19 protein-coding genes are annotated in these 24422 nt (G+C 72.9%); 13 read left to right on the forward strand and 6 right to left on the reverse strand.

Going from position 1 to position 24422, the window contains the following annotated elements; genetic code table 11:
* Window positions 1–30: 30 nt before the first annotated feature.
* A complete protein-coding gene (locus tag ACIRST_RS04245) occupies window positions 31–1188 on the reverse strand; it encodes a hypothetical protein (RefSeq protein ID WP_402799913.1) in 1158 nt (385 codons plus the stop codon).
* A 389-nt stretch (window positions 1189–1577) separates the two neighbouring features.
* On the opposite strand from ACIRST_RS04245, the gene ACIRST_RS04250 reads away from it, so the two are divergent.
* The 5 genes from ACIRST_RS04250 to ACIRST_RS04270 all read left to right on the forward strand — a co-directional run bounded on the left by ACIRST_RS04250 (window position 1578) and on the right by ACIRST_RS04270 (window position 9677).
* A complete protein-coding gene (locus ACIRST_RS04250) occupies window positions 1578–2144 on the forward strand; it encodes a flavoprotein (RefSeq protein ID WP_350524034.1) in 567 nt (188 codons plus the stop codon).
* Window positions 2145–2184: 40 nt separating this feature from the next.
* Window positions 2185–5148 carry an ATP-binding protein gene (locus tag ACIRST_RS04255; RefSeq protein ID WP_402799915.1) on the forward strand — a complete coding sequence of 988 codons (2964 nt, stop codon included), beginning with the start codon at window positions 2185–2187 and terminating at the stop codon, window positions 5146–5148.
* Between the two features lie 68 nt (window positions 5149–5216).
* Window positions 5217–8210: a type 2 lanthipeptide synthetase LanM family protein gene (locus ACIRST_RS04260; protein WP_402799917.1), complete on the forward strand. Its 2994-nt coding sequence runs from the start codon at window positions 5217–5219 to the stop codon at window positions 8208–8210.
* Window positions 8164–8337 (forward strand): hypothetical protein, encoded by a 174-nt coding sequence (locus ACIRST_RS04265; RefSeq protein WP_402799919.1) that lies wholly within the window; start codon window positions 8164–8166, stop codon window positions 8335–8337. The genes ACIRST_RS04260 and ACIRST_RS04265 overlap by 47 nt, the downstream gene beginning before the upstream one ends.
* Window positions 8338–9071: 734 nt before the next feature.
* Window positions 9072–9677, forward strand: a complete 606-nt coding sequence (locus ACIRST_RS04270) for a hypothetical protein (protein WP_350524038.1) — start codon at window positions 9072–9074, stop codon at window positions 9675–9677.
* Between the two features lie 313 nt (window positions 9678–9990).
* Here the strand turns inward: ACIRST_RS04270 and ACIRST_RS04275 are convergent, their stop codons facing one another.
* Complete coding sequence (locus tag ACIRST_RS04275) at window positions 9991–10785, reverse strand: exodeoxyribonuclease III (RefSeq protein ID WP_402800134.1); 795 nt, start codon at window positions 10783–10785, stop codon at window positions 9991–9993.
* A gap of 343 nt (window positions 10786–11128) precedes the next feature.
* Between ACIRST_RS04275 and ACIRST_RS04280 the strand changes: the two genes are divergently transcribed.
* Window positions 11129–11911: a GntR family transcriptional regulator gene (locus ACIRST_RS04280; protein ID WP_350525727.1), complete on the forward strand. Its 783-nt coding sequence runs from the start codon at window positions 11129–11131 to the stop codon at window positions 11909–11911.
* Window positions 11912–12110: 199 nt separating this feature from the next.
* Here the strand turns inward: ACIRST_RS04280 and ACIRST_RS04285 are convergent, their stop codons facing one another.
* The 3 genes from ACIRST_RS04285 to ACIRST_RS04295 all read right to left on the reverse strand — a co-directional run bounded on the left by ACIRST_RS04285 (window position 12111) and on the right by ACIRST_RS04295 (window position 15606).
* On the reverse strand, window positions 12111–13274 hold the full coding sequence (locus ACIRST_RS04285; RefSeq protein ID WP_350525728.1) for an ROK family protein: 1164 nt from the start codon (window positions 13272–13274) through the stop codon (window positions 12111–12113).
* Window positions 13275–13518: 244 nt separating this feature from the next.
* Window positions 13519–13914 (reverse strand): hypothetical protein, encoded by a 396-nt coding sequence (locus ACIRST_RS04290; protein WP_402799922.1) that lies wholly within the window; start codon window positions 13912–13914, stop codon window positions 13519–13521.
* A gap of 135 nt (window positions 13915–14049) precedes the next feature.
* Window positions 14050–15606, reverse strand: coding sequence for a hypothetical protein (locus ACIRST_RS04295; protein WP_402799925.1), 1557 nt, complete (start codon window positions 15604–15606; stop codon window positions 14050–14052).
* A gap of 370 nt (window positions 15607–15976) precedes the next feature.
* Between ACIRST_RS04295 and paaK the strand changes: the two genes are divergently transcribed.
* From paaK to ACIRST_RS04330, 7 genes are all read left to right on the forward strand, one after another.
* Window positions 15977–17311, forward strand: a complete 1335-nt coding sequence (gene paaK / locus ACIRST_RS04300) for a phenylacetate--CoA ligase PaaK (protein WP_402799927.1) — start codon at window positions 15977–15979, stop codon at window positions 17309–17311.
* 271 nt (window positions 17312–17582) lie between these two features.
* Window positions 17583–18707, forward strand: coding sequence for a substrate-binding domain-containing protein (locus tag ACIRST_RS04305; RefSeq protein WP_350525732.1), 1125 nt, complete (start codon window positions 17583–17585; stop codon window positions 18705–18707).
* A gap of 138 nt (window positions 18708–18845) precedes the next feature.
* Window positions 18846–19625 carry an ATP-binding cassette domain-containing protein gene (locus ACIRST_RS04310; RefSeq protein ID WP_402799929.1) on the forward strand — a complete coding sequence of 260 codons (780 nt, stop codon included), beginning with the start codon at window positions 18846–18848 and terminating at the stop codon, window positions 19623–19625.
* 71 nt (window positions 19626–19696) lie between these two features.
* Window positions 19697–20965 (forward strand): ABC transporter permease subunit, encoded by a 1269-nt coding sequence (locus ACIRST_RS04315; RefSeq protein WP_350525773.1) that lies wholly within the window; start codon window positions 19697–19699, stop codon window positions 20963–20965.
* Window positions 20966–21060: 95 nt separating this feature from the next.
* Entirely contained in the window at window positions 21061–21732 is a 672-nt protein-coding gene (locus ACIRST_RS04320; protein ID WP_350525734.1) for a 50S ribosomal protein L11 methyltransferase, read from the forward strand.
* Window positions 21733–21902: 170 nt separating this feature from the next.
* Window positions 21903–22187, forward strand: a complete 285-nt coding sequence (locus ACIRST_RS04325; protein ID WP_350525735.1) for a hypothetical protein — start codon at window positions 21903–21905, stop codon at window positions 22185–22187.
* 178 nt (window positions 22188–22365) lie between these two features.
* Entirely contained in the window at window positions 22366–22803 is a 438-nt protein-coding gene (locus ACIRST_RS04330) for a GNAT family N-acetyltransferase (RefSeq protein WP_350525736.1), read from the forward strand.
* Window positions 22804–22882: 79 nt separating this feature from the next.
* Here the strand turns inward: ACIRST_RS04330 and ACIRST_RS04335 are convergent, their stop codons facing one another.
* The gene (locus ACIRST_RS04335) at window positions 22883–24346 is read right to left on the reverse strand and encodes an aminopeptidase P family protein (protein WP_402800136.1); all 1464 of its coding nucleotides are present in this window, start codon (window positions 24344–24346) and stop codon (window positions 22883–22885) included.
* Window positions 24347–24422 lie beyond the last annotated feature (76 nt).

The following is a 24422-nucleotide window of genomic DNA, read 5'->3' on the forward strand; positions in this document are numbered from 1 at the left end:
GGGTTTTCCTTTCGTGAGTGCGCGGGCCGGTCACGCGGCGGCGCGGCGTTGCCTGCGGCCGACCAGCAGGGGCAGCACGACGACCTGGACGACGATGACGAGCAGGGCGACGGCGGCATCCCAGAGCCGGCTGTCGCCCAGCGAGCGGCGCGCGATGCCGTCGGCGAGTCGCTGGGCGAACGTCACGGTCGGCAGGACGACGGTGAACACGGCGGCGACCAGCAGGACGGCGGTGCCGATCGCGGTCAGCAGGGCGAACCAGGGCGCCAGCGCCCGCTCCCGCGCCGACCAGCGGTCCTCCGCCCAGCCGCCCCGGCCCCGGCCCAGACGGTGGCGCAGGTAGGCCGAACCCACCTCGTGCAGGTTGGCGCAGCCCAGGGCCGTGGCGAGGACGTAGTAGAGGTCGGTGCGCAGGAAGATCAGGAACTGCCAGGCCAGCCGGGGCAGGATCAGGTACGCCACGGCGAGGGCGAACCGCCCGGCCCAGGACGGTCCGGTCGCGAGGTCGGCCGCCGCCGCGAGGGTGAGCACGCCGAAGAGCACGACCTCGCCGAGCATCCCGGCCAGGAAGGGCAGATGGCGCTGCGCGGGCCGCACACCGAACAGCGCGTCGAGCCGGGTCTCGAAGACCACGAAGTAGAGCCGTCGTCCGATGCCCAGACCGGTGGGCAGGCCGAGCCTGCGGCCGGCCAGGACGTGCCACCCCTCGTGCCAGAGCATGAGCGGCATCTGCAGCACGGCGAGGGTCACCTCCACCGCGACCAGGGACGGGACGAAGAACACGTTCCGGGTGTGCGGTTGCAGTCGGGGCTCGTGGATCATCGCCGCGATCGCCAGTGCGGTGATCAGCGCGTAACAGCTCCAGCCGAGCGGCGAGAACATGGCACGTCCCCAGGCCTGGAAGCGTACGGGCACGGGCGCGGGCTCGGCGGCGGCGCCGGACTCGTGGACGAAGCCGAGATCGCGCATGGTCTCGACGAAGTCGGCCAGGTCGACCGGCTCTCCGTAGGTCGCGTGGTACCAGGCGGCGGCCTCGGCGAGCGGCATGCCGTCGGCCAGGCGTCGCAGCAGCGCCGCGCCGTCCTCCGGGAGCAGCGCGAAGGACCCGGTGTCGGGCCGGCCCACCATCGTGCCGTCGCGTTCGGTGACGAAGGTGAGCGGATGGAACGCGAGGTCGGCGGTCGCCATGATCTCTCCCTCGGAGGGGTGCGGCCCGCTCGGAGGGGTGCGGGACTCCCGGACGGGGCGGCGGGACGAACCCGGGCCTGCGTGCTGTGCTGCACGCAGGCCCGGGGGTATCACCGGGTCAGCAGACCACCAGGACGTAGGACGCCGGCGAGGTGAGCTTGATGGAACCGGTCTTGCGCACAGTGATCTTCTTCATGGTTCGACTCCCTTGATGAAGAGGTGGGTTGGCGCCGTCCCGCCCTGCCGGCGGATCGGCGAGTCAGACGATGGCACGGCGCCGGGTGGGCGGACATGGGTAGTCGGTCCCCGTCTTCCCGTCGGCGGCCGGGACGGAAAACGGGGGCCCGATCCCCATACCGGGGCGGCCGGGCTCGGACACCATCCATGCCATGCGAAATGACGCCCTCTCCGTGATCGCCTGTGGCTCGATCGTGGCCAAGGACCTGCCGAACTACCTCGTCTTCCTCCGCCAGGAGATCGACCTGCCGCTACGGGTCCTGCTGACCGCGAGCGCCGCGCGCTTCGTCCAGCCCCAGGTACTGGCCTGGCACGCGGACGAGGTGTACGTCGCCGACGACCCGGCCCTCAACCCCACCGAGTTCGCGCACCGCTCGCTCGGCCTGGTGGTGCTGCCCGCCACCGCCAACACCCTGGCCGCGGCGGCCCTCGGGCTGGCCGCCACGCCGGCCCAGACGGTCCTGCTGGCCCACGAGCGGCCCGCACTGTTCTTCCCGAACATGAACGGCTCGATGTGGCGCAAGCCCGCGACCCGGCGTCACGTCAGCACGCTGCGCGCCGACGGCCACACCGTGGTCGAGCCGACCGAGCGCGAGATGTTCGTGCTGTGGCAGCAGGAGAACGGCGTCGGGCCCGCCGTGCAGGGCCCCGACGAGGCCGCCGAGACGGTCGTGAAGTGGCTGGAGGAGGCCCTCAACGGCGACGACGAGTCGGCATAGGGTCCCCCTTGATCGGATCAGCAGACCGGAGGGGGGCACGATGACGGAACCGCGCGTGGACCGGTTCAGTGGACTCGTCGGACGCGAGGACGAACTCGCCCTGCTGGACCGCGCACTGCAGGACGCGCGGAAGTCGGTGGGTGGCACGGTGTGCGTGACCGGAGAGCCGGGGATCGGGAAGACCAGGCTGGCCGGCGAGGCGATCACGCTGGCCCGGGAGGCCGGGATGACCGTGCTCAAGGGCCGCTGCATCGCCACCGGCCCGGCCGTACCGTACCGGTCGCTCACCGAGGCACTGCTGTCACTCGCCCGGGCCGGTGGCGCGCCGCCCACCGACGCGCTCGGACCGTACCTGCCCGTGCTCGGCCGTCTGGTACCCGAGTGGGCGATCGGGGACGCCTGCGACCGGTCGCCGATCGTACTGGCCGAGGCCGTGCTCCGGCTGGCCGCCGCCTGCGGCCGGCAGCGCGGCTGCCTGCTCGTCATCGACGACCTGCACGACGCGGACGTCGAGACGCTGGCGGTCCTGGAGTACCTGGCGGCCAACCTGGCCCTGCTGCCGGTCGCCGTCGTCGCCACCCTGCGGGACACGCCCGGCGCCGCCCACGCGCTCGCGGACACGCTGGCCCAGCGCGGGGAAGCCGGCCTGGTGAGACTCGGCCGGCTCGGTGCAGCGCAGGTGCACGCGCTGACCGCGAGCTGTCTCGGCTGCCCGCCGGACGGGCTGCCGGTGGCGGTGTCCGACCGAGTGCTCGCCGACAGCAGTGGAATCCCTTTCACCGCAGTCGAGTTGATCCGCGGCCTGCGCGCCGAGGGTCGACTCGTCCACACCGAGGACCGCTGGCAGCTGGTCGGCACCAGCCGCGCGGCCATCCCGTTCACCCTGGTCCGGGCGGTCGAGCAGCGGGCGGAGCGGCTCGGACCGCAGACGCTCCAGCTGCTGTCGGCCGCCGCAGTGCTGGGCCGCAGTTTCCCGCTGTCGGTGGCGCGGCGCTGCGCCGCGCCGGACGACCACGAGCCCGCCGGCTCGCTGCGCTCCGCCGTCGTCGACGGCCTGCTGGTGCCGGACGACGAGCATGGGCCCGACTGGTACGCCTTCGAACATCCGCTGACCCAGGAGGCGTTGCTCGACCGGCTCACGCCGGCCGACCGGGCCGAGCTCGCCGCCCGGGCCGTGACGGCCATGAACGAGCTCGACCCGAGCCTGCCCGGCACCTGGTGCCTGCTGGCCGCGCGGCTTGCCGGGCAGGCGGGGGACCGCCGGACCGCCGCCGTCCGCTACCTGGAGGTGGCCCGCCGTGCCCTGGCCGGCCACGGGCCCGGAACGGCGATCGCGGTGCTGCACGAAGCCCGGTCGGCTTTGGGGCCCGTCGACGGATCGGACATCCGTCCGCCCGACGACGCCGTACCGGCCGGCGTGCGACGGGAGTTGCTGGAAACCCTGCTGCTCGCCCTGGCGGACGACGGCCGGCTCGACCGGGCCACCGAAGTGGCGCAGCAACTGCGCCGGGCCGATGTCGAGGCCGATCCGGGACGCCGGGTCGAGCTGCACGTGCGGCTGGCCTGGGCGGCGCAGGTGGCCGGGCAGTGGGACGTGGGACTGGAACAGGTCCGCGCGGCCCGGGAGCTGCTGCCCGAGGGGGCGGGTGCGCGGGACACCGCGGGCATCGATGTGGTCGAGGCCTACCTGATGGTGTCGACAGCGGAGCAGGGGCGGATCGGCCGCAGCGAGCAACTGGCCCGCCGGGCGATCGAGGGCGCGGAACAGCGCGGTGACCACGCACTGGCCTGCCAGGCGTGGTACGCGATGGGTTTCGCGACCCGTGGGCGCTCCCTGGCCGAATCCGACCAGTGCTTCCGCCGCACGCTGCGGATGGCCGCCGAGAGCCGCCAGGTGAGCTGGCACAACCACGGGCTGATCGGCCTGGGCAGCAACGCCTGGCTCGCCGAGGCCGACCTGGACGGGCTGCACCACGCCCACCAGGAGGCGATGCGCACCGGTTGCGTGAGCCTGGCCCACAACGTCGGGGCGATGCTGGCGCTCGACGCGGTGCTGCGGGCCGACTTCGACCGGGCCACGGCCCTGCTGGACGGCTCCAGGGCCGAGACCGAGCGACTGCAGCTGCACTCGGTGACCCGGTACGCCCTGATGGTGGGCGCGGTGGCCGCCGCCCACCGGGCCCGCAGGCCCCAACTGCGGGCGGCACTGGCCCGGTTCCGGGCCAGCGGTGGGAACGAGTCGCGGGAGGCACCGCTCGTGCTCGGCCTGGCCGAGCTGTTCTGCGCGCTGCTGGAGGAGGACCACGAGCAGGCGGCGGAGCTGGCCGCGCGGCTGGCGGCCGCCGTCCCGCCGGACGAGGAGAACTACTTCCACCTCGCCGGCAGCCACGGGCTGGTCCTGCTGCTGTCCGTGCTGGCCGGGCGAGCCGACTGGGTGGAGGTCGACCGGATCACCGCGAGTCAGGCGGGCCGGATGCGGTGGAACCGGCAGTTCGTCGGCTTGGCCCGGGCGGTCCTGTACGGTCGGGAAGGTCGCCCGGCCGAGGCGGTGGCGGCGTGTCGCGCTGCGCAGACCGACGCGGTGATCTTCCCGACGGCTCGTCACCTCGGCCTGCGTCTGGTCGCCGACGCCGCAGTCACCGACGGATGGGGGGAAGTCCGCGACTGGTTGACCGAGGCCGAGACATACTTCCACCACTCGGGTGCCGATGCCATCGCCGTCGCGTGCCGCTCCCGGCTGCGTTCGCTGGGCGCTCCGGTCGGGCAACGCCGCACCGGCACGGATCGGATTCCGGCCGAACTCGTCGCGCTCGGCGTCACCATGCGCGAGTACGACGTCTTCTGCCTGCTGGTCGAACGCGTCGGCAACAAGGCCGTGGCCGCCCGGCTGCAGATCTCTCCCAGGACGGTCGAGAAACACATCGCCAGTCTGATCGGCAAGACCAACTCCGCCACCCGCGCCCGGCTGTGCGATTTCGTGGCGGACTTCCTCGCCGCACGGTAGGCCTGTCGGGAATCCGACCCGCCACCCTGTCAGAGATGGTGATGGTGTGTCAGAGTAGTGGAGTGACAGTGCAGGCGACTCAGTCGGTTCCGCTGCCTGCGGCGTCCGGCGCCTGGTGGCTGCCTGCACTGTCGTCGGCCGAGCGCGATGCCCTGCCGCCCGAACGGACGCCGCACTGGGCCACGTTGGTGGAACAGGCGCTGCGTTGCGCCGACTCGGCGCCCGGCGGGCGGATCCGCCCGCTCCCCGGGGCGGGCCCCGAGGGCCGACTGCTGCATCCGCTGCGGCCCTTCCTGCGGACCGCCTCCGACCACTTCGCGGCGGCGAACCCCGCCGCGGTGGAGCGGCGAGTGGTGTGGGCCGGTGCACGGCGCCACCTGGCCGGCGGCTTGGTGCGGCTGGCCGGGCGCACACTGGTACAGGAGTTGGGACACGCGCGCCGGGCCGGAACCCTGACCGGGCAGGACGGGCGGGAGCGGTTCGACACGTTCCTGAGCGAGGTCGCCGCCGGGCCGGCCCTGGGCGCGGTGCTGCACCGTCATCCCGTGCTGGCCCGGCTGCTGGCCGAACGGTGCATGCGCACCGTGGCCACGGCCACCGAACTGCTGGAGCGGCTCCACGCGGACCGGGAGCAGCTCACCGCCGCCCTGCTCGACGGCGAGCCCGGTCGGTTGACCCGGGTCCGCTTCGGACTGGGGGACCCGCATGCGGCGGGCCGGTCCGTCGCCGTGCTGGAGTTCGACGGCGGGCGGCGCCTGGTGTACAAGCCGCGCCCGCTCGGTCTGCACGCCCGGTGGAACGAACTGCTCGCCTGGTTCGGCCGACACCGGCCCCGACTGGCGGCGCGAGCCGTCCGGTTGCTGCCGCAGGCGGGGTACGGCTGGGCCGAGTACGTCGCGCCGAGCCCATGCCGATCCCAAGCCGAAGTCGGGCGGTTCTACGAGCGGCTCGGCGCCCAGCTCGCGCTGCTGCACGCGGTGAACGCGGTCGACATCCATGCCGAGAACCTCATCGCCGCGCGCGACCAGCCGGTCGTGGTGGACATGGAGACGCTGTTCCACCCGTGCTGGGTGCCCGTCACCGATGGCGGCGCCGATCCGGCCGCCCGGGCGCTCGCCGCGTCCGTGCAGCGGACCATGGTGCTGCCGAACCCGCGCTTCGGCGACGGCGGTTCACTCGACCTCTCGGCACTCGGTGGCCACGCCGACCAGTGGACGCCGGACCCGATGCCCGCGTGGGCCGACGCGGGCACCGACCTGATGCGGCTGGTCCGCCGTCCGGCCCAATGGCCGGGTGCCGACAACCGCCCGGTGCTGGCCGGGAGACCCGCCGATCCGGCCGACCACCTCGACCGGCTGCTGTGCGGATTCCGCGCAGGCTACCGGGTGATTGCCGCACACTCCCATGAACTGCTCGGTGAGCAGGGGCTGTTGTCCCGCTTCGCGGGTGAGACGATGCGCCTGGTCGCGCGGCCCAGCCAGAGCTATGCGACGCTGCTCGCCGAGGCGACCGAGCCGGAGCTGCTGCGCGACCGCCCCGGCCGGGAGCGGGCCTTCGCCGCACTGCACGACGAGACCGGCCACCCGCACCTGCACGTGCTGGCGCCCCACGAACTCACCGACCTGCTCGCCGGCGACATCCCGTTCTTCACGATGACCCCCGCCGACCGCACCCCGCGGACCTGGGACGGTCGCGAACTCCCGTTACTGCTCGACGAATCCGGGCTGACGGCCGCCGCCAGGACGATCCGGGGGATGTCGGAGGACGACCTCGACCGGCAGGCATGGCTGATCCGCGCCTCCCTGGCGGCCGCCGGACGACGGTCTCCGGGCCGCCATGCTCCGAGGCATCATGCTCTGGGCCGCCATGCTCCGGGGTGCCGTGCTCCGGGCCTCCATGGTCCTTGGTGCCCCGCCGCCGAATCCAAGGACGCCTACGACGGTGACCTGGGTGCCCGGGCGCTGGAGCTCGCACGGGGGATCGGCGAGGACCTGCTCGCCCGGGCTTGTCGGGGCGAGGGCCGGGTGAACTGGCTCGGGCTGCAGGAGGCCGGGCCGGGACAGTGGGCGGTGTTGCCGATGGGCATGGCGCTCGGCGACGGCTACACCGGCCCGGCGCTGTTCCTCGCCGAGCTGGGCCGGCTCACCGGGGCGGTCCGCTATCAGGAGGCCGCCGACCAGGCCGTCCGCGTCCTGCCCCGGCTCCTGAGGCTCTTGGCGGAGCACCCCGAACTCGCGCGTGCCGTGGGGCCGGGCGGCTTCTCCGGGCTCGGCGGCATCAGCTACGCCACCGCCCGGCTCGCCACCCTGCTGGACTCCCCGGAGCTGAGCGCCGCCCTGCCCGCCGGCCTCGCCGCCCTTCACACGGCCGCCGTCGACCCGGCAGCTCCCATGGACATCGCCGACGGCCTGGCCGGTGCCCTGCTCGCGGCCGAGGCCGTGCACGCTCAGACGCGGCTGCCGGCAGCTGCCGAACTCGCCCACACTGTCAGGACCTTGGCGGGCCACCGGCCTCGTCCTGAGCGGCCCGGATTCCTCCACGGCCACGAGGGCGTCGCGTGGGCGCTGCGGGAGCGAGCGGCGGTGGACCCGGCGGACGCCGACGGCCCCGGCCGGTGCCCGGACCGGGTCGGCCGGGCGCTGCGCGCCCGCACGGCGGACCAGCACCTCGCCCTTCTCGCCGACCGCGTGCCGATGCCGGACCACTCGCTCCGCCACGGCGAACTCGGCCTACTGGAACCACTGGTGGAGCCGGCGCCGACCGATGCCGGCCGGCGCGGTGCGGCCGCTCGACTGATGCGGTCCGTCGAACAGCAAGGCGCCCGTTGTGGCACCCCCGGTGAGGTGCCCACACCCGGCCTGCTGACCGGACTGGCCGGCATCGGCTACGGCCTGCTGCGGCTCGGCTTCGGCCCCAGGATCCCCTCGGTGCTGCTGTTGCGACCAGCAGCAGGACCGGGGCCCGTCGAACAAGAGGGAGGGCATCACCATGATGGACGGCGAACTGCTCGACAGAGTGGACAACGAGCTGCAGGAGACCGACGAGTGTCGCACGGCGGCTGACCATGCGGCCCGCCAGGCCCGGCTGCGGGTGGCGATCCTCGCCGGCCTGACCGTCGGCGCGGCTGCCGTGGTCGCACTGGGCCAGGTGGATCCGAACACAAGCACCGTCGCGAGCGTCGTCATCTGAGAGGGCGTCATCGTCCGAGCCAGGTGGTGGGTCCGCCCTCGGGCGGCCCCACCACCGAGCGGGCCATCCAGCAGCACCGGTTCGACAACGTCGACCTGCCCACCGAGGCGTTTCCCCGAAGTCAAGCTCTCCTCCAGTCCGAACGACGGATCGCTTCGCAGTCCGGTCACCGGCTGGTGGCAGCCTCGGCCGTTGCTCCGGGCAAGCAGCGCGACGGCCGAGGCCCCCAGGCCGGGCGAGGCGGTGCTTCCACTGACGATGCGCAGCTCGTTCAGGCCCTTGATACCGAGCTTCACGCCGAGCGAGTAGGAGCCGTTGTGGTTCGTGGACACGGAGGCCGGCAGGGTGACCCACTTGGACACGGTCCGTGTGGTTCAGGGACTGTCATCTGTAGGGACGCTCCCACTCACCGTATCGGTTGTGCGCGTATTGTCACCGCCCCGTGACAGTCGGCAGTGATCAAGGAGGGGTGCAGCATCGGGCCCGCCGGCCGGGACCGCGCGGCGAAACCCCGGACGGGCATCGCTCCGGGTGAGAGGTTCGCCTGTTCGGGTCAGCGAGGATGACGGCCGGGAGACGGCGCCCGGAGACCTTCCTACCGTTGGACCCCGGGAGGCTGCATCCCCGCGGAGCCCGGCCGAGGACCTCTCGCCCGTCGGCCACCGCTCACGCCGAACCCGGCAGTCGACTTCCACCGTGACCGCGCAAGGTCCGGGTCGAAGGAGATGAAGGACATGAACACCACGCGCACCGCCCGCACGCCCGCGACACCCGCACTGAACGGGTGCCGGACATCACGCCGCCGTGTTCGGGCACGGATCGGGCTCGCCGCGACCGCCACGGCCCTGTCGCTGCTGCCGATCGCCCCGTCCACCGCCAGCGCGGCACCCCACCTCCCGCTCACACAGATCGTGCGGGAGGCCAAGGTGAAGGCGCAGCAGGAGCACCCCGGCTCGCAGTTCTACGATGCGGAGGCCGTCCTGTTGGCACCCACGACCAACCCCGATGACGTCCAGGCCTGGTGGATCCGCTTCCGGGCCAAGGGCTCGGAGCCGTCCTTCGAGTACAAGTACTCGACCACCGGTCAGTACCAGAGCACGCAGCCGTGGAGCGTCCCGATCGGGATCCAGGCCGTCTCCCCGTTCACCATGACGGAGGTCCAGGCCCACGATCTGGCCGTCAAGGCCGGGCACACCGGTGCGTTCAAGCCCCTGTACCTCAATGAGCCCGTCGTGCAGAACCCGCATCCCACCTACTACTTCTGCATTCCCAGCGAGGGCAGGACGGTGGCGGTGGACACCGTGACGGGCCACGTCACCACGCCGTGGTCGTGCCAGTGACCACGATGTGAGCCCTGTTCGGTGGCCGTCACCCAGCGCGGGTGACGGCCATCGGCGGCGCGAAGGGCCGCCGCCGCACGGACCGGCCAGAACGCGCCCCGCGAGCACGCGCAGCGCGGGTTGTCCACCATCCGACGTGCAGCGGTGGCTACGCCCGGGCGACTGGGGGTCAAGGGGGTGGCAAATTCACCCGGAGGGTGCTGCGGGACTTCCTTCGCCGCTGGCGTAGTTGCTCCCTGGGGTGGCCCCGGTGTGTGGAGTACCGCACGTGGGGGCTGTCTCGTAGTTCTGTTGAACTAGCCCTTCCTGCACGTCAGTTGTTCAGGTCGAACACTGCGGTGACGGGTGCGTGGTCGCTCCAGCGCTCGGCGTGCGTGGCAGCGCGCTCGACGTAGGCCTCGACGGCCTTGGCGGCGAGGCCCGGGGTGGCGACCTGGAGGTCGATCCTCCAGCCGGAGTCGTTGTCGAAGGCGCGGCCGCGGTAGGACCACCAGGTGTAGGGGCCGGTGCGGTCGGGGTGGAGGGCGCGGACGACGTCGACGTAGCCGGCTTCGTCGTAGACGCGGGAGAGCCAGGCGCGTTCCTCGGGGAGGAAGCCGGCGGACTTCTGGTTGGCCTTCCAGTTCTTGAGGTCCTCGGGGCGGTGCGCGATGTTCCAGTCGCCGCAGACGACGACTTCGCGGCCGTCGGCGGCGGCGCGGGTGCGCAGGGCGGTGAGGTGGACGAGGAATTCCGCCATGAAGCGTTCCTTCTCGTCCTGGCGTTCGGTGCCGACTTCGCCGGAGGGGAGGTAGAGGCTGGCGACGGTGAGGCCGGGGAGGTCGATTTCGAGGTACCTGCCCGAATTGTCGAATTCGGCCGATCCGAATCCGATCGCGGTGCGCTGCGGCTCCGTCCGGGAAAGGACGGCGACGCCGGCGCGGCCCTTGGCGACGGAGGGGGCCCAGACGGCGTGCCAGCCGTCGAGGTCGCGCAGCTCCACGGGCAGCTGCTCGGGTTCGGAGCGCACCTCCTGCAGGCAGATGACGTCCGCCTCGGTGCCGGCCAGCCATTCGACGAAGCCCTTCTTGGCCGCCGCCCGGATTCCGTTCACGTTCACACTCGTCACCACGATCACCCGGGCAGCCTACCGACTGGGTGTACCCGACCCGAATCGTGACGCGCGGCGGTCGGGGGTTGCGCGGTGGTCCGCGGGGCGGTGCGGGGCGGTTGTGGCAGTGGCTGACATGAGCTGTCGTGAACGCGGCATGAATATGTGCGACAGTCGCATCAAGCCGCGCCATTGGTCTTGACCATCTCCGGAACGAGACCCTAGGGTCGCTTACTGCAAGGACCTTTAATAAAGAAGGACGGATAAAGGCTCGCTCTCCCACCTGCCGCAACAGCGGGCAGCGGGCCCGGATCCGCCCTTCTTGTCGCAGGGCGGACAGAACAAACAGGTGGAGGACGCGGTGGGGACTACCGGACAGCTCTCGGCGGTGCCGGAGCCGAAGTACTGGCACCTGCGTACGGTGCTGCTGCGGGCCATCGACTCGGAGTTCTCCACCGGGCAGATCCTGCCCAACGAGCGCGAGCTCTCCGCCCGCTTCGGCGTGGCGCGGGCCACGCTGCGCCAGGCGCTCGACCAGCTGGAGCTGGAGGGCCGTCTGGTGCGCCGCCGGGGCATCGGCACCCTGATCGCCGCCCCCCGGGTCGGCGTCCCGGTCAGCCGACAGGACGAGGGCTGGCCCGGCGCCGCCCGCAGCCAGTCCTGGCGGACGATCGACTGCACCACCGCCCCCGCCACCCCGCAGCTGGCCAAGAGCCTCGGCATCGCCGAGGGCGCCACCGTGCACACCGTCCGCCGGGTCCGCATGGTGGAGGGCCGCGCGATGGCCACCGAGTCGCTGCACGTCCCGGCCGCCGCCCTGCCGCACCTGCCCGGCTTCCGTGCCGAGAGCGACCGCGCCCGTTCGGTGCTGCGCCAGCTGGAGCGCCTGGAGGTCGACGGCGAGTCCCGCGCGGTCGAACTCGGCGTCGCCGAGGCCGAGGAGGCCGCGCTGCTGGAGCGTCCGCCCGGCTCCCCGGTCCTGGTCATGACCACCCAGTACGGCTCGGCCGGCCGCCTCGTCGCGGTGGCCGTCTCCACCTACCGGGCGGACACCTGCAAGCTGACCTTCGGCGAGGCCGGACTGGTCGAGGTCACCCCGGTCTCCCCGGCCGCCGCGACCACCGAGGTCCGTAGCGCCTCCTGAGGCAGCGCCTGCCGAGGTCCCACCTCAGGACGAGGTCCCACCTCAAGAGGCGGCGCCCCTGAACCATCTGCCGGAAACCCTCAGGCCGAGGCCCGGACGCCGACCGGCGTCCGGGCTTCTGCCGTCCGGGCTTCTGCCGTCCGGGCCTCTGCCGTCCGGGCACGTCCGGGGCCGAGCGCTTGGACGTCCCCGGTGGGCCTCAGACCCGGGGCGGGTCCACGGCGAAGAGCTGCTCCTCGACGTGGTCGAGGGCGACGCGCAGGGCGCCCATCGCCACGACCTCCGAGCCGAGGGCGGCCAGGGCGACCTCGGGCGCGCGCAGCGTGAACTGGGCGAGCCGCTCGCGCAGGGGGTCCAGGACGCCGTCGAGGCCGGCCGCCCAGCCGCCGATGACCACCAGCTGCGGGTCGATGGCCAGGACGAGCGCGGCGACGCCCTGGACGAGGCGGGTGAGGAAGCGGTCCATGGCGACCTTCGCGACCTCGTCGCCCTCCCGGGCCAGCCGCAGGACGCGGGCGACCGCGGCTTCGTCCAGCGGGTTGAGCGGCTTGCCGGTGGTGGACAGCAGGCGCTCGGGGGTGACCTCCTGGCCGAGCAGGTGCAGGGCGCCGATCTCGCCGGCCGCGCCGCCGAAGCCGCGGTGCAGCCTGCCGTTGATGAGGGAGCCGGCGCCCGGGCTCAGGCCGGCCATGACGAAGACGACGTCGTCGGCGCCGAGTGCCGCGCCCTGCCAGTGCTCGGCGATGGCGGCGAGATTGGCGTCGTTCTCGATCAGGACCGGGCAGCGGAAGGAGCGCCGCAGCCGCGCGCCGAGGTCGAGGCCGGTCCAGCCGGGCATGGCGGTGCCGAGCCGGACGGTGCCCTCGCGGTCCACGATGCCGGGGGTGCCGATGCCGACGGCCCAGAGGTTGTCGCGGGAGATGCCGGCCTTGCGCAGCACCTCGGCGACAGCGGTGCGGACGGCGGTGAGCCGGTCCTCGGCCTCCAGGGTCTCGTCGACCGGCTTGAAGTGACTGCCCACCACCTCGCCGGTGAGGTCGGCCAGGATGACCCGGACGTCGTGCACGCCGATCTCGATGCCGAGGATGTGTCCGGCCTCGGCGCGGAAGCGGAACCAGCGGGCCGGGCGGCCGCGGCGGCCGGTGCCGGGCTGGCCGTCCTCCCTGGGCTGCTCGACCTCGGCGACCAGTCCGGTCTCGACCAGACCCTCGATCACGCCCTCGACGGTCGGCCGGGACAGCCCGGTCTCGCCGACGAGCTGAGTGAGGGTCACGGAGTGGCCGTTCCGCAGCGCCCGGAGCGTGACCGCCGCGTTGATCCGCCGCAGCAGCGAGGAGTCTCCTCCGGTGAGCCGATCCGCCAATGCGATGCCCTTCGCCGTTCGCGCGACTGCCCTGGCGCGCGGTGTCGAGTGCGCGGTGCCCACCGAATGGCCCGCGGGGGTGTGTCCCCGGAACGCGGCACGGCGGCAGGGGGCCGCCTGCGCGGGGGCCGGAGGACAAGCGGAGCCTACCGGGGGAGCGGCCCGGGCGGCGAGGATCCTCGCAGCTCACCCAGGCTTCGGTATCGAAATGGTACGGATCGGGTGGCGGTGTGTGACGCCGGGTTCAGCGGCCCGCCGAGGACGGCCCGCGCCCGGCCCGCCGGGACCGCGCCGACCAGCGGGAACGCGCCGGGAGCCGCGAGCCGAGGACCGAGCCGAAGACGGACCCGAGGACGGACCCGATGGCGCCGATCGACAGCACCGAGCCGACGGAGCCGATGGAGAGGACCGACCCGACGGAGCCGATCGACAACACCGACCCGATCGAGCCGATGGAGCCGAGGGACCCGATGGAACCGAGAGAGCCGAGGGAGCCGATGGAGCCGATCGATCCGAGGGAACCGATCGAGCCGACGGATCCGGCCGAGCCGATGGAGCCGATCGAGCCGACGGAACGGACCGAATCAACGGACCGGAGCGGGTCGCGGGCGGGCCGGGCCGGGTGAGCGGAAGCCGTCATGAGTCCTGACTGTAGCCGCGACACCGCGAGCGCGCCCCGCCTTCACGCACCCGTCCGCGCTCAGTCCACCGGCGCTCGGTCCACCGGCGCTCGGTCCACCGGCGCTCGGTCCACCGGCGCTCGGTCCACAGGCGCTCAGTCCACCCGGGCCACGAACAGCCGCTGCCCCAGCAGCCCCATCGGGTGCCCGTCCTCCGGCAGCGCGTGGACGGTCGGGCAGCCGGCCGCCGTGAGGGCCGTCTGCCAGTGCTCCGCCGGCCGGGCGGTGGCGGCCTGCGGGTCGCCGGTGATCAGCAGGTCGAGGTGTTCGGCGGTGGGCGCGAGCAGCAGGAGCCGGCCGCCGGGCGCGAGCAGGCGGACCAGCGCCGGGACTTCGTCCTCCGGCGGCCGGGTCGCGCCGGCGACGACGACGTCGTAGCGGCCGCCGTCGGGGGTGACGTGGTGTTCGGCGTCGGGCCGGGGCCGGGCGGCGAGGGCGCGGGCGACGACCGTCTCGGCGCCGTCCAGGTCGAGGTCGAGTTCGAGGACGCGCAGTGGTGCCGGGCCGGCGTGGGCTTCGGCGGTGCCGCGGACGAGAGTGCCGAGGGCGGTGGCGAGGTAGCCGCGGGCGGCGGCCCGGCGGACCGGGGCGGTGGCCGGGCGGGGTGGTTCCTCGCCGCTGATCAGCCGGGGCAGTCGCAGGGCGCCGCGCCGTACCCGGTCCAGGGCGGCGGCGGGGCCGAGCCCGTCGGCCCAGGTCTCGACGACCGGTCGCCAGGTCTCCCGGACCTCGGCGGCGGTGAGTCCGGGGCCGCCGCGGTAGACCGCGCCCTGGGCGCCGCCGTCGTGACGGGTGATCAGGCCGTGCCGGGCGAGCGCGGCGAGCCAGCGGGAGACCCGGGGGCGTTGGGCGGGGGTGACCATGGCGGTGGCCAGCAGTTCGGCCTCGGGGTGGCCGCGTTCGGGGTCGGTGAGGACGCCGGCCTGCTGGAGGGTGAGCAGCAGGGCGTGGAGGACGGCCCGGTCGAGGTGGGTGCCGAACTCGCGGACCTGTTCGGCGGTGATGCCGATGCTGTGCTTCCAGGCGGCGGCGGTGGCCGCGTCGGTGGCGGCGCGCAGTCGGCGGTCGGCGGCTTCGGCGTTGCTGTCGGGGGCGCGGACGTGGGCGAGGACGGCGCCGAGCGCGTCGACGGCGGCGTACACGTCCTCCTGGCGGGGTTCGGGGCCGACGTGCAGGACGAGGCGCAGTGCGTCGAGGTTCACGTCCCGGGCGGCGGGGCCGGGCAGTCGGCTGAGGCGCCAGAGCAGGGCGGAGGGCAGGCTGAGGTGGGTGGTGCGGTTGGCGGCGACGGCGGCGAGCTGGTCCTCCGGCGGCTGCTCGGGGTCGCCGCAGTGGACGGTGCCGCCGGCGAGGAGGGTGGCGAGGGCGAGGTCGACGGCGAGGTCGGTGACGGGGTGCAGCAGGGTGTGGCGGATGGGCGGCGGGCCGAGGACGCCGGCCCAGTAGCGCAGCCGCTGTTCGGCGGCGCGGGCGGCGGAGGGTGCCAGTGCGGCGTGCTCGGCGACGCGCTGGGCGAGCGCCCGTGGCAGGCCGCCCGGCGGGGAGACGCCGAGCAGCAGGCCGATGCCGCTGATCGCGCGTCCGTCGGCGACGACGGCGGGCCGGTCGCCGAGCTCGCGCAGCGCGCTGACCAGGGCAGGAGTGGTGGGCACGGTGATCACTTTCGGGTGCGGGGGCGAAACCGAACTACTGAACCATGCGGCCGGGTCGGGGGAGGGCGCCCATGGGTCAAACTTCGGTAATGATTTTCATATCGGCCAGCCAAGGGGGTGGGACGAAGTCGGCGCGAAGGTGTCGGAACTTCGCATTCCGGAAGTGCTGCGTGATCCCTTGACAGTCGGTTCGGGTACTGGATTACTGGCCCTGACTGCGACGCCTGGCCGAACGACCGGTAGGCATCCCCGGCTCGGGCGATCCCGGACCGGTCCGGCACCTCCCGATCGGTCGGCGATCCCGGATCGCTCGGCGGCCCGGATCGGCAGGGCGACGGCTCCGGGGCTGCCGATCAGCGAAGGAGCGACGATGAGCGGCACCGCACCCGTCCCGCGCCGACACCTCGGCGAGCCGATCCCGCCCGGGCTCCTGGACGCCGGCGAGCGGATGGGCGTGGACGAGCTGCGCGCCCACCAGCTCACCCGGCTGCGGGCCACCCTGCGGCACGCGTACGACAACGTCGAGCTCTACCGCCGCAAGTTCGACGCGGCCGGGGTGCACCCCGAGGACTGCCGCACGCTGGCGGACCTCGCCCGCTTCCCCTTCACCACCAAGGCCGACCTGCGCGAGGGCTACCCGTTCGGCATGTTCGCCGTCCCGATGGAGCAGGTCCGCCGGATCCACGCCTCCAGCGGCACCACCGGCCGGCCGACCGTGGTCGGCTACACCGAGAACGACCTCTCCATGTGGGCCGACGTGGTCGCTCGCTCGATCCGCGCGGCCGGCGGCCGGCCCGGCCACAAGGTGCACATCGCCTACGGCTACGGCCTGTTCACCGGCGGCCTCGGCGCGCACTACGGCGCCGAGCGGGCCGGCTGCACCGTCATCCCCGCCTCCGGCGGCATGACGGCCCGGCAGGTGCAGCTGATCCAGGACTTCGAGCCCGAGATCATCATGGTCACCCCGTCCTACCTGCTCACCCTTCTGGACGAGTTCGAGAAGCAGGGCATCGACCCGCGCGGCACCTCGCTCAGGGTGGGCATCTTCGGCGCCGAGCCCTGGACGGAGGAGATGCGGCGCGAGATCGAGGAGCGGCTGGACCTGCACGCCGTCGACATCTACGGCCTGTCCGAGGTGGTCGGCCCGGGCGTCGCCCAGGAGTGCGTGGAGACCAAGGACGGGCTGCACATCTGGGAGGACCACTTCTACCCGGAGGTCGTCGACCCGTTCACCGACGAGGTGCTGCCCGGGGGCGAGGTCGGTGAGCTGGTCTTCACCTCGCTCACCAAGGAGGCGCTGCCCGTCATCCGCTACCGCACCCGCGACCTCAGCCGTCTGCTGCCCGGCACCGCGCGTCCGGCCTTCCGGCGGATGGAGAAGGTCACCGGCCGCAGCGACGACATGATCATCCTGCGCGGGGTGAACCTCTTCCCGACCCAGATCGAGGAGATCCTGCTGCGCACCCCGGCCGTCGCGCCGCACTTCCAGCTGCGGCTCACCCGGGAGGGGCGGCTGGACCGGATGACCGTCCGGGTCGAGGCGCGGCCGGACGCGCCCGCCGAGCAGCGGGACGCGGCGCGGGAGGCGATCGTCCGCGCGGTGAAGGACGGGATCGGCGTGACGGTCGCGGTCGAGGTGGTCGAGCCGTACACCCTGGAGCGCTCGGTCGGGAAGATCAAGCGGGTGGTGGACGAGCGGGGCTGACCCGGCAGGAGGGCGGCCCGGCGTGAGGCCGGCCGACCCGCCGGGCCGCGGAGACGCCCGGCCGTGGGGATGCGGAGAGGTCGGAGGCGCACGGCTGTCCGGGGGGTGATGCCGTACGCCTCCGACGTCTACAGAAATGTAGACGGTCGATCGGGCGCGAGTCCAGCCGCCTCCCCGGCTACCCGTTCGGACCACCGGATTCGTGGGCTCGGCACATGCTTCCCAGACTCGGAGAGGAGAAGGGGGTGGACCCAACCGGAGAGGCATCTTCATGAGCATCGGGCTTCGCCGCGTCCTCGCGGTCACCGCCGTGGTTTCCCTCGGCCTCGGCATGGCGTCCTGTGGCAGTGCCAAGCAGTCGTCAGGAGGCGGCTCCTCGGGCACCGCGGCAGCCGGGAGCGGCAGCGCGTCCGTGGGGGCCGTCCGGATCGCCCTGCTGCTGCCGGAGACCAAGACCACCCGCTACGAGCAGTTCGACCGCCCGCTGATCGAGCAGAAGATCAAGGAGCTCGCGCCGGACGCCCAGATCGACTACTACAACGCCAACCAGGATGCGACGGTCCAGCAGACCCAGGTGGACACCGCCCTCACCAAGGGCAGCAAGGTGCTGATCCTGGACCCGGTGGACTCCAAGTCGATCCAGTCCTCCGTCCAGAAGGCCCACGACGCCGGCGTCAAGGTGCTCGCCTACGACCGCCTCGCCCAGGGCCCGATCGACGCGTACGTCTCCTTCAACAACCACAAGGTCGGTCAACTGCAGGGCCAGGCCCTGGTGGCGGCGGTGGGCGACAAGGCCAACGCCGGCCAGATCATCATGATCAACGGCTCGCCCACCGACCCCAACGCGGCCGACTTCAAGGCCGGCGCGCACAGCGCGATCGACGGCAAGCTGAAGATCGGCAAGGAGTACGACACCCCGCAGTGGGACCCGAACCTGGCCAACCAGGAGGCCGCGGCGGGCATCACCGCGATCGGCCCGGCCAACGTCGTCGGCATCTACTCCGCCAACGACGGCATGGCCGCCGGTATCGCCACCGCGCAGAAGGCGGCCGGGATCAACACCCCGCTCACCGGCCAGGACGCCCAGCTCGACGCCATCCAGCGGATCCTGATCGGCACCCAGACCATGACCGTCTACAAGCCGTTCAAGCCGGAGGCCGACGCCGCGGCCCAGATGGCCGTCGCCCTGGCCGCCGGCCAGACCCCCTCCGCCTCCATCGCGCCGACGACGGCGACCAACGGCAGCAACCACAAGGCGGTCGCCAACCTGCTCACGCCGATCGTCGTCAACAAGGACAACGTCAAGACCACCGTGGTCCAGGACGGCCTCTACACCGTGGCCCAGATCTGCACGCCGGACTACGCCGCCGCCTGCCAGTCCGCCGGCCTCACGTAACCGGCCTCGCCGTCCCGGCGTCGCCCATCGCGTCGCCCGTCCGGCGTCGCTCCTTCGGCGTCGCGCTCCCGACGTCCCCCCTCGAACCCGATCAGGCCCCGCCTCCACGACGGAGGCGGGGCAAGGGAGTTGGTCACTGTGGCAGGTGAGACCGTACTGGCCCTGCGTGGGGTCTCCAAACGGTTCGGCGCCGTCCAGGCGCTCACCGACATCGAACTGGAGGTGCACGCCGGCGAGGTGGTGGCCCTGGTCGGCGACAACGGCGCCGGCAAGTCCACCCTGGTCAAGGCCATCGCCGGGGTGCACCAGCCCGACGAGGGCGTCATCGAGTGGCAGGGCAGGCCGGTGACCATCCACCGGCCCCAGGACGCCCAGCAGTTGGGCATCGCGACGGTCTACCAGGACCTCGCGCTCTGCGACAACCTCGACGTGGTCGGGAACCTCTTCCTCGGCCGCGAGATCCGGCGCTTCACCATCCTCGACGAGGTCGCGATGGAGAAGCGCTCCCGGACCCTGCTGGACACCCTCTCCATCCGCATCCCCAGCGTGCGGATCCCCGTCGCCTCGCTCTCCGGTGGTCAGCGCCAGGTCGTCGCGATCGCCCGCGCGCTGATCGGCTCGCCCAAGGTCGTGATGCTGGACGAACCCACCGCGGCCCTCGGCGTCGAGCAGACCGCCCAGGTGCTCGACCTGGTCGAGCGGCTGCGCGAGCAGGACCACGGCGTGATCCTGATCAGCCACAACATGGCGGACGTGATGGCCGTCGCGGACACCGTCGCGGTGCTGCGCCTCGGCCGCAACAACGGCGTCTTCGACAAGCGCTACACCAACCAGGAAGAGATCATCTCGGCCATCACCGGTGCCACGGACAACGCCGTGACCCGCCGGAAGGCCCGGGGCCAGGAGGGTTCCGAGTGAGCGAGAACATCCCCGGGAGCCCCCCGGGCGGCGAGCCCGAACGCCATCACGTCCCGCTGCCCGAGGACAGCATGTCCATCGGCGGTGTCAACGCCCCCGAGCCGGTCGCCCCCGGGGCGACCCCCGCCGTCGACCCCCGGCTGATCGTCCGCCAGGAGGGCGTCAAGGGCTACGTGGGGGAGTTCCGCCGCCGCCTGAGCAGCGGTGAACTCGGCTCGCTGCCCGTCGTCCTGGCGCTGATCGTGATCTGGGCCGTGTTCGGCAGCCTGAACAGCAGCTTCCTGTCCGCCCAGAACCTCTCCAACCTGTCCCAGCAGATCGTCGGCACCGGCATGATCGCGATCGGTGTGGTCTTCGTGCTGCTGCTCGGCGAGATCGACCTCTCGGTCGGCTCGGTCAGCGGCCTGTGCGCCGCGATCTACGCCGTCCTGAGCGTGACCAACGGCGTCAACCAGTGGCTGGCGCTGCTCACGGCCCTCGTCGGAGGCGCTGTGGTCGGCTGCATCCAGGGCGTCTTCTTCGCCAAGGTCGGCGTCCCGGCCTTCGTCGTCACCCTCGCCGGTAACCTCGGCTGGAACGGCCTGATGCTGCAGATCCTCGGCGCCACCGGCACCGTCAACCTCCCGGGCAACGACATCGTCTCCAGGCTCTACAGCACCATCTACGGCCAGCAGGCCGCCGCCTACGGCGCGGCGGCGATCGGCGTCCTGCTGTTCCTGTTCGCCTCGCTGGTCGACGCCCGGCGGCGGCAGGCCGCGGGCGTGCCGTCCCGCCCGCCGACCGACATCGTGCTGCGCACCGTCCTGCTGGCGATCGTCGCCTTCCTCGCCGCCTACACGCTCAACCAGTACAAGGGGCTGCCCCTCGCGCTGCTGATCTTCCTGATCTTCATCGTGGTGCTGGACTTCGTGCTGCGCCGCACCTCCTACGGCCGCCAGGTGTTCGCGCTCGGCGGCAACATCGAGGGCGCCCGGCGCGCGGGCATCAACGTGGCCTGGATCCGGATCACCGTCTTCACCATCTGTTCCACGATGGCGGCCGTCGGCGGCCTCTTCCTGGCCGCGCAGATCCAGTCGGCCAGCCAGACCTCCGGCGGCGGAAACCTGCTGATGAACGCCATCGCGGCGGCCGTCATCGGCGGCACCAGCCTCTTCGGCGGACGCGGCAAGACCTGGTCGGCGCTGCTCGGTGCGCTGGTGATCGGCTCGATCCAGTCCGGGATGAACATCCAGGGCCTGAGCAACGCCATCCAGTTCATGATCACCGGCCTGGTGCTGCTGGCCGCCGTCGTGATCGACTCCCTGGCCCGCCGCACCCAGAAGGCCGCCGGTCGGGCCTGAGCATCCGCACCCGGGCTCCACGGCGGGCCCGGTCACCCGCGCGCGGGCGTCCATGGTGGGCATGGGCGCCCGCGCGGGGGCTCTATGCTGCGCACATGCCGAATGAGCTGCGTACTCTTCAGCCGGCCGAGGACCTCGCCTTCATCCGGCGCGAGACCGAGCTGAAGCCCGTCCCCTTCGTGCCCGAGATCAGTCTGCACATGGCCGAGGACGCCATCGCCCTGTGGGAGACCACCGAGCGGGCGCGCGGGGAGGCGGGGCTGCCGCCGCCGTTCTGGGCCTTCGCCTGGGCCGGCGGCGTGGCCGTCAGCCGCTACGTGCTGGACCACCCCGAACTGGTGGCGGGCCGGACGGTGCTGGACGTCGCGGCCGGATCCGGGCTGGTCGGGGTGGCCGCCGCGCTGCGCGGCGCGACCTCCGTGCGCGCCGCCGAGATCGACGCCTACGCGGTGGCCGCGATCGGCCTGAACGCCGAGGCCAACGGGGTGCGGGTGGAGGGCGCCCTGGTGGACCTGGTGGACGGGGACGGCGCCCCGGCGGAGGTGGTGCTCGCGGGCGACGTCTTCTACGAACGGGCCATGGCCGCCCGCTTCCTGCCGTTCCTGGAACGGGCCGCCGCGCGCGGCGCCACCGTCATCGTCGGCGACCCCGGCCGGGCCTACCTGCCGCGTGAGCGGTTCACGGCGGTGGCCGCGTACCAGGTGCCGGTCGTGGCGGACCTGGAGGACACCGCGGTCAAGACCACCACGGTGTGGCGGCTCGGCTGACGGGGATTCAACCTGCGGCGGAGCGATGGGGTTCCGGTGCGGGTGCGGTGCGGGTGTGGTGTCCGAGCGGCTCCGGTGCGATCGGTGACGAACAGTCATGCCACCATGGTTACCGGCTGGTAATCCGATGATGTCCAGCCAGCGAAACCGCACCACCGTAAGGAGTCACCATGCGTCGACGCATCTCCGCCCTCGTCCTGACCGCAGCCCTGGCCGGCGGCGCTCTGGCGACGGTCGCCCAGGTCGCCACCGCGCAGCCCGCGGCCGCCGCCTCGATCACCGTTGACCTCAACAAGATGCGCCAGCAGGTCGCCGACCTGCGCGCGAAGGCCAACCGCCTGGACCACGAGGGCGAGCACGCCGCCGCCCGCAAGGCCCGCGCCCAGGCCGACGCGCTGCAGCGCCGGATCGACCAGATCGAGAAGGCCGACCGCGAGACCTCGCACCACTTCTGAGGCACGCCCGTCGGTCGACGCCGCCCGCCCCGCCCGCTCGTCGGGCCGGGGCGGGCGGCGCCGTCGTTCCGTCGCGGGGACACGGGCCGTCGGGGGACGGTGGGGACATGGGGGCACGGGCCGTCCGGGGAGTGGAAATCCCGGTGGCGGGACGGGAGTGACTGCTAGACAGACCCCCATGACCGATCGGATAACCCTGCGCCCCGCCAGCCCCGACGAGATCCCCGCCCTGCTCGCCCTCTGGGCCCGGGCGGCCAAGGGCACCAGCATCACGGACGACGCGGCGGGCGTGGCCGCGCTGCTCGCCCGCGACCCCGCGTGCCTGATCGTCGCCACCCCGGCCGACGACCCGGCGACCCTCCTGGGCACCGTGATCGCCGGCTGGGACGGCTGGCGCTGCCACCTCTACCGCCTCGCCGTCGACCCCGAACACCGCCGCCGGGGCATCGGCGCCGCGCTGATCGCCGCCGCCGAGGAGCGCTTCGCCGAGCTCGGCGGCCGCCGCGTCGACGCCATGGTGCTGGACGACAACCCCCTCGGCCACCGCACCTGGCAGGCCGCCGGCTACCGGCCGCAGCCGCAGTGGAGCCGCTGGGTCAAGCCGCTGGCGGGCTGACGCTGACCCGGCGCGGCCGGGCCCCGGGTCCGGTACCCGGGTCTGGGGCCCGGCCGCGCGGGGACGCCGGCCGCGGCCGTCAGCCGCGCAGGGCCGCCAGCCAGGCCTCGACCTCGTCGGAACGGCGGGGGAGGGCGGTGGAGAGGTTCTCGTTGCCGTCCTCGGTGACCAGGATGTCGTCCTCGATCCGCACGCCGATGCCGCGGTACTCCTCGGGCACGGTCAGGTCGTTCAGCTGGAAGTAGATGCCCGGCTCGACGGTGAGCACCATGCCCGGCTTCAGCGGGCCGTCCACGTGGATCCCGGTGAGGGAGTGGGCGCAGTCGTGGACGTCGATGCCCAGCATGTGGCCGGTGCCGGCCAGCGTGAAGCGGCGGTGCAGGCCCAGCTCGTACACCTTGTCGGCGGTCAGGTCGCCGAACAGGCCCCAGGAGGTGAGGTGTTCGGCGAGCTCGCGCTGGGCGGCGCGGTGGAAGTCGCGGAAGTCCGCGCCCGGCCTCACCGCGGCGATGCCGGCCTCCTGCGCCGCGAACACGGCGTCGTAGACCTTGCGCTGCAGGTCGGTGAAGCGGCCGCTGACCGGCAGGGTGCGGGTGATGTCGGCGGTGTAGAGGTGGTTGGTCTCCACGCCCGCGTCGAGCAGCAGGAGGTCGCCGGGCCTGGCCTGGCCGTCGTTGCGCACCCAGTGCATGGTGGTGGCGTGCGGCCCGGCCGCGGCGATGGTGCCGTACCCGACGTCGTTGCCCTCGACCCGGGCCCGGACGAAGAAGGTGCCCTCGATCAGCCGCTCCGCCGTCGCGGTGTCGGTGCCGAGCACGCGCACCACGTCCTCGAAGCCGCGGGCGGTGGCCGCGCAGGCGAAGCGCAGCTCGGCGATCTCGAACTCGTCCTTCACCAGGCGCAGTCCGGACAGGAAGGTCTCGAACTCCTCGTCCCGCTCGGCGACCGCCCGGCCGTCCAGCGCCGCCTCCACGCCCGCGTCGTGGCGGCGCAGCACCCGCACCGGGCCGGTGGCCGCGCGCAGGTCGGCGTGCACGGTGCGGACGTCCCGGCAGGGCAGGCCGAGCAGCCGCTCGCTCTCGGTCAGGCTGTTGCGCCGGCCGTCCCACAGCTCGCCGTGGGTGTCCAGCCAGAACTCGCCGTTGTCGATCTCCGAGCGGTTGCGCAGGTAGAGCACGGCGGTGTGGCCGCTCGCGCCGGCGGGCTCCAGCACCAGCACGGCGTCCTGGGACTGGTCGCCGGTCAGGTAGGCGTAGTCGGAGGACGGGCGGAACGGGTAGTCGGTGTCGTTGGCCCGCACCTTGGGGTTGCCGGACGGGACCACCAGCAGCTCGCCGGGGAAGGCGGCGGACAGCTCGGCGCGGCGGCGGGCGGTGTGCGCGGCCTGCGGGACCGGCTCCAGCGCGGTGCGCTCGGTGTCGGCCCAGCCCTGCTTCATGTTCTCGGCGAGTTCGTCCGTGACGCCACGGGTCAGGCCGTTCTTCCGGTACTTGATGGTGTCGGCGGGCTCGGTCACTACGGTCTCCTGGTGAGGGTGGTGGATGCGGTGTGCTCCGCTACGCTGCCCCGTCCGTCGGCATGCGTCCCGTACGGTATATCGAACGGTGCCGGGAGAGAAG

Origin of the sequence: Kitasatospora sp. NPDC101447 (genome assembly GCF_044767225.1) — a bacterium.
Taxonomy (GTDB): domain Bacteria; phylum Actinomycetota; class Actinomycetes; order Streptomycetales; family Streptomycetaceae; genus Kitasatospora.

Excerpts from the sequence above, each read along its gene's own strand:
- ACIRST_RS04245 (WP_402799913.1), bottom strand. The coding sequence starts at position 1,188 with ATGGCGACCGCCGACCTCGCGTTCCATCCGCTCACCTTCGTCACCGAA.
- ACIRST_RS04250 (WP_350524034.1), top strand. The coding sequence starts at position 1,578 with ATGCGAAATGACGCCCTCTCCGTGATCGCCTGTGGCTCGATCGTGGCC.
- ACIRST_RS04255 (WP_402799915.1), top strand. The coding sequence starts at position 2,185 with ATGACGGAACCGCGCGTGGACCGGTTCAGTGGACTCGTCGGACGCGAG.
- ACIRST_RS04270 (WP_350524038.1), top strand. The coding sequence starts at position 9,072 with ATGAACACCACGCGCACCGCCCGCACGCCCGCGACACCCGCACTGAAC.
- ACIRST_RS04290 (WP_402799922.1), bottom strand. The coding sequence starts at position 13,914 with ATGACGGCTTCCGCTCACCCGGCCCGGCCCGCCCGCGACCCGCTCCGG.
- paaK (WP_402799927.1), top strand. The coding sequence starts at position 15,977 with ATGAGCGGCACCGCACCCGTCCCGCGCCGACACCTCGGCGAGCCGATC.
- ACIRST_RS04305 (WP_350525732.1), top strand. The coding sequence starts at position 17,583 with ATGAGCATCGGGCTTCGCCGCGTCCTCGCGGTCACCGCCGTGGTTTCC.
- ACIRST_RS04315 (WP_350525773.1), top strand. The coding sequence starts at position 19,697 with ATGTCCATCGGCGGTGTCAACGCCCCCGAGCCGGTCGCCCCCGGGGCG.
- ACIRST_RS04320 (WP_350525734.1), top strand. The coding sequence starts at position 21,061 with ATGCCGAATGAGCTGCGTACTCTTCAGCCGGCCGAGGACCTCGCCTTC.
- ACIRST_RS04325 (WP_350525735.1), top strand. The coding sequence starts at position 21,903 with ATGCGTCGACGCATCTCCGCCCTCGTCCTGACCGCAGCCCTGGCCGGC.
- ACIRST_RS04330 (WP_350525736.1), top strand. The coding sequence starts at position 22,366 with ATGACCGATCGGATAACCCTGCGCCCCGCCAGCCCCGACGAGATCCCC.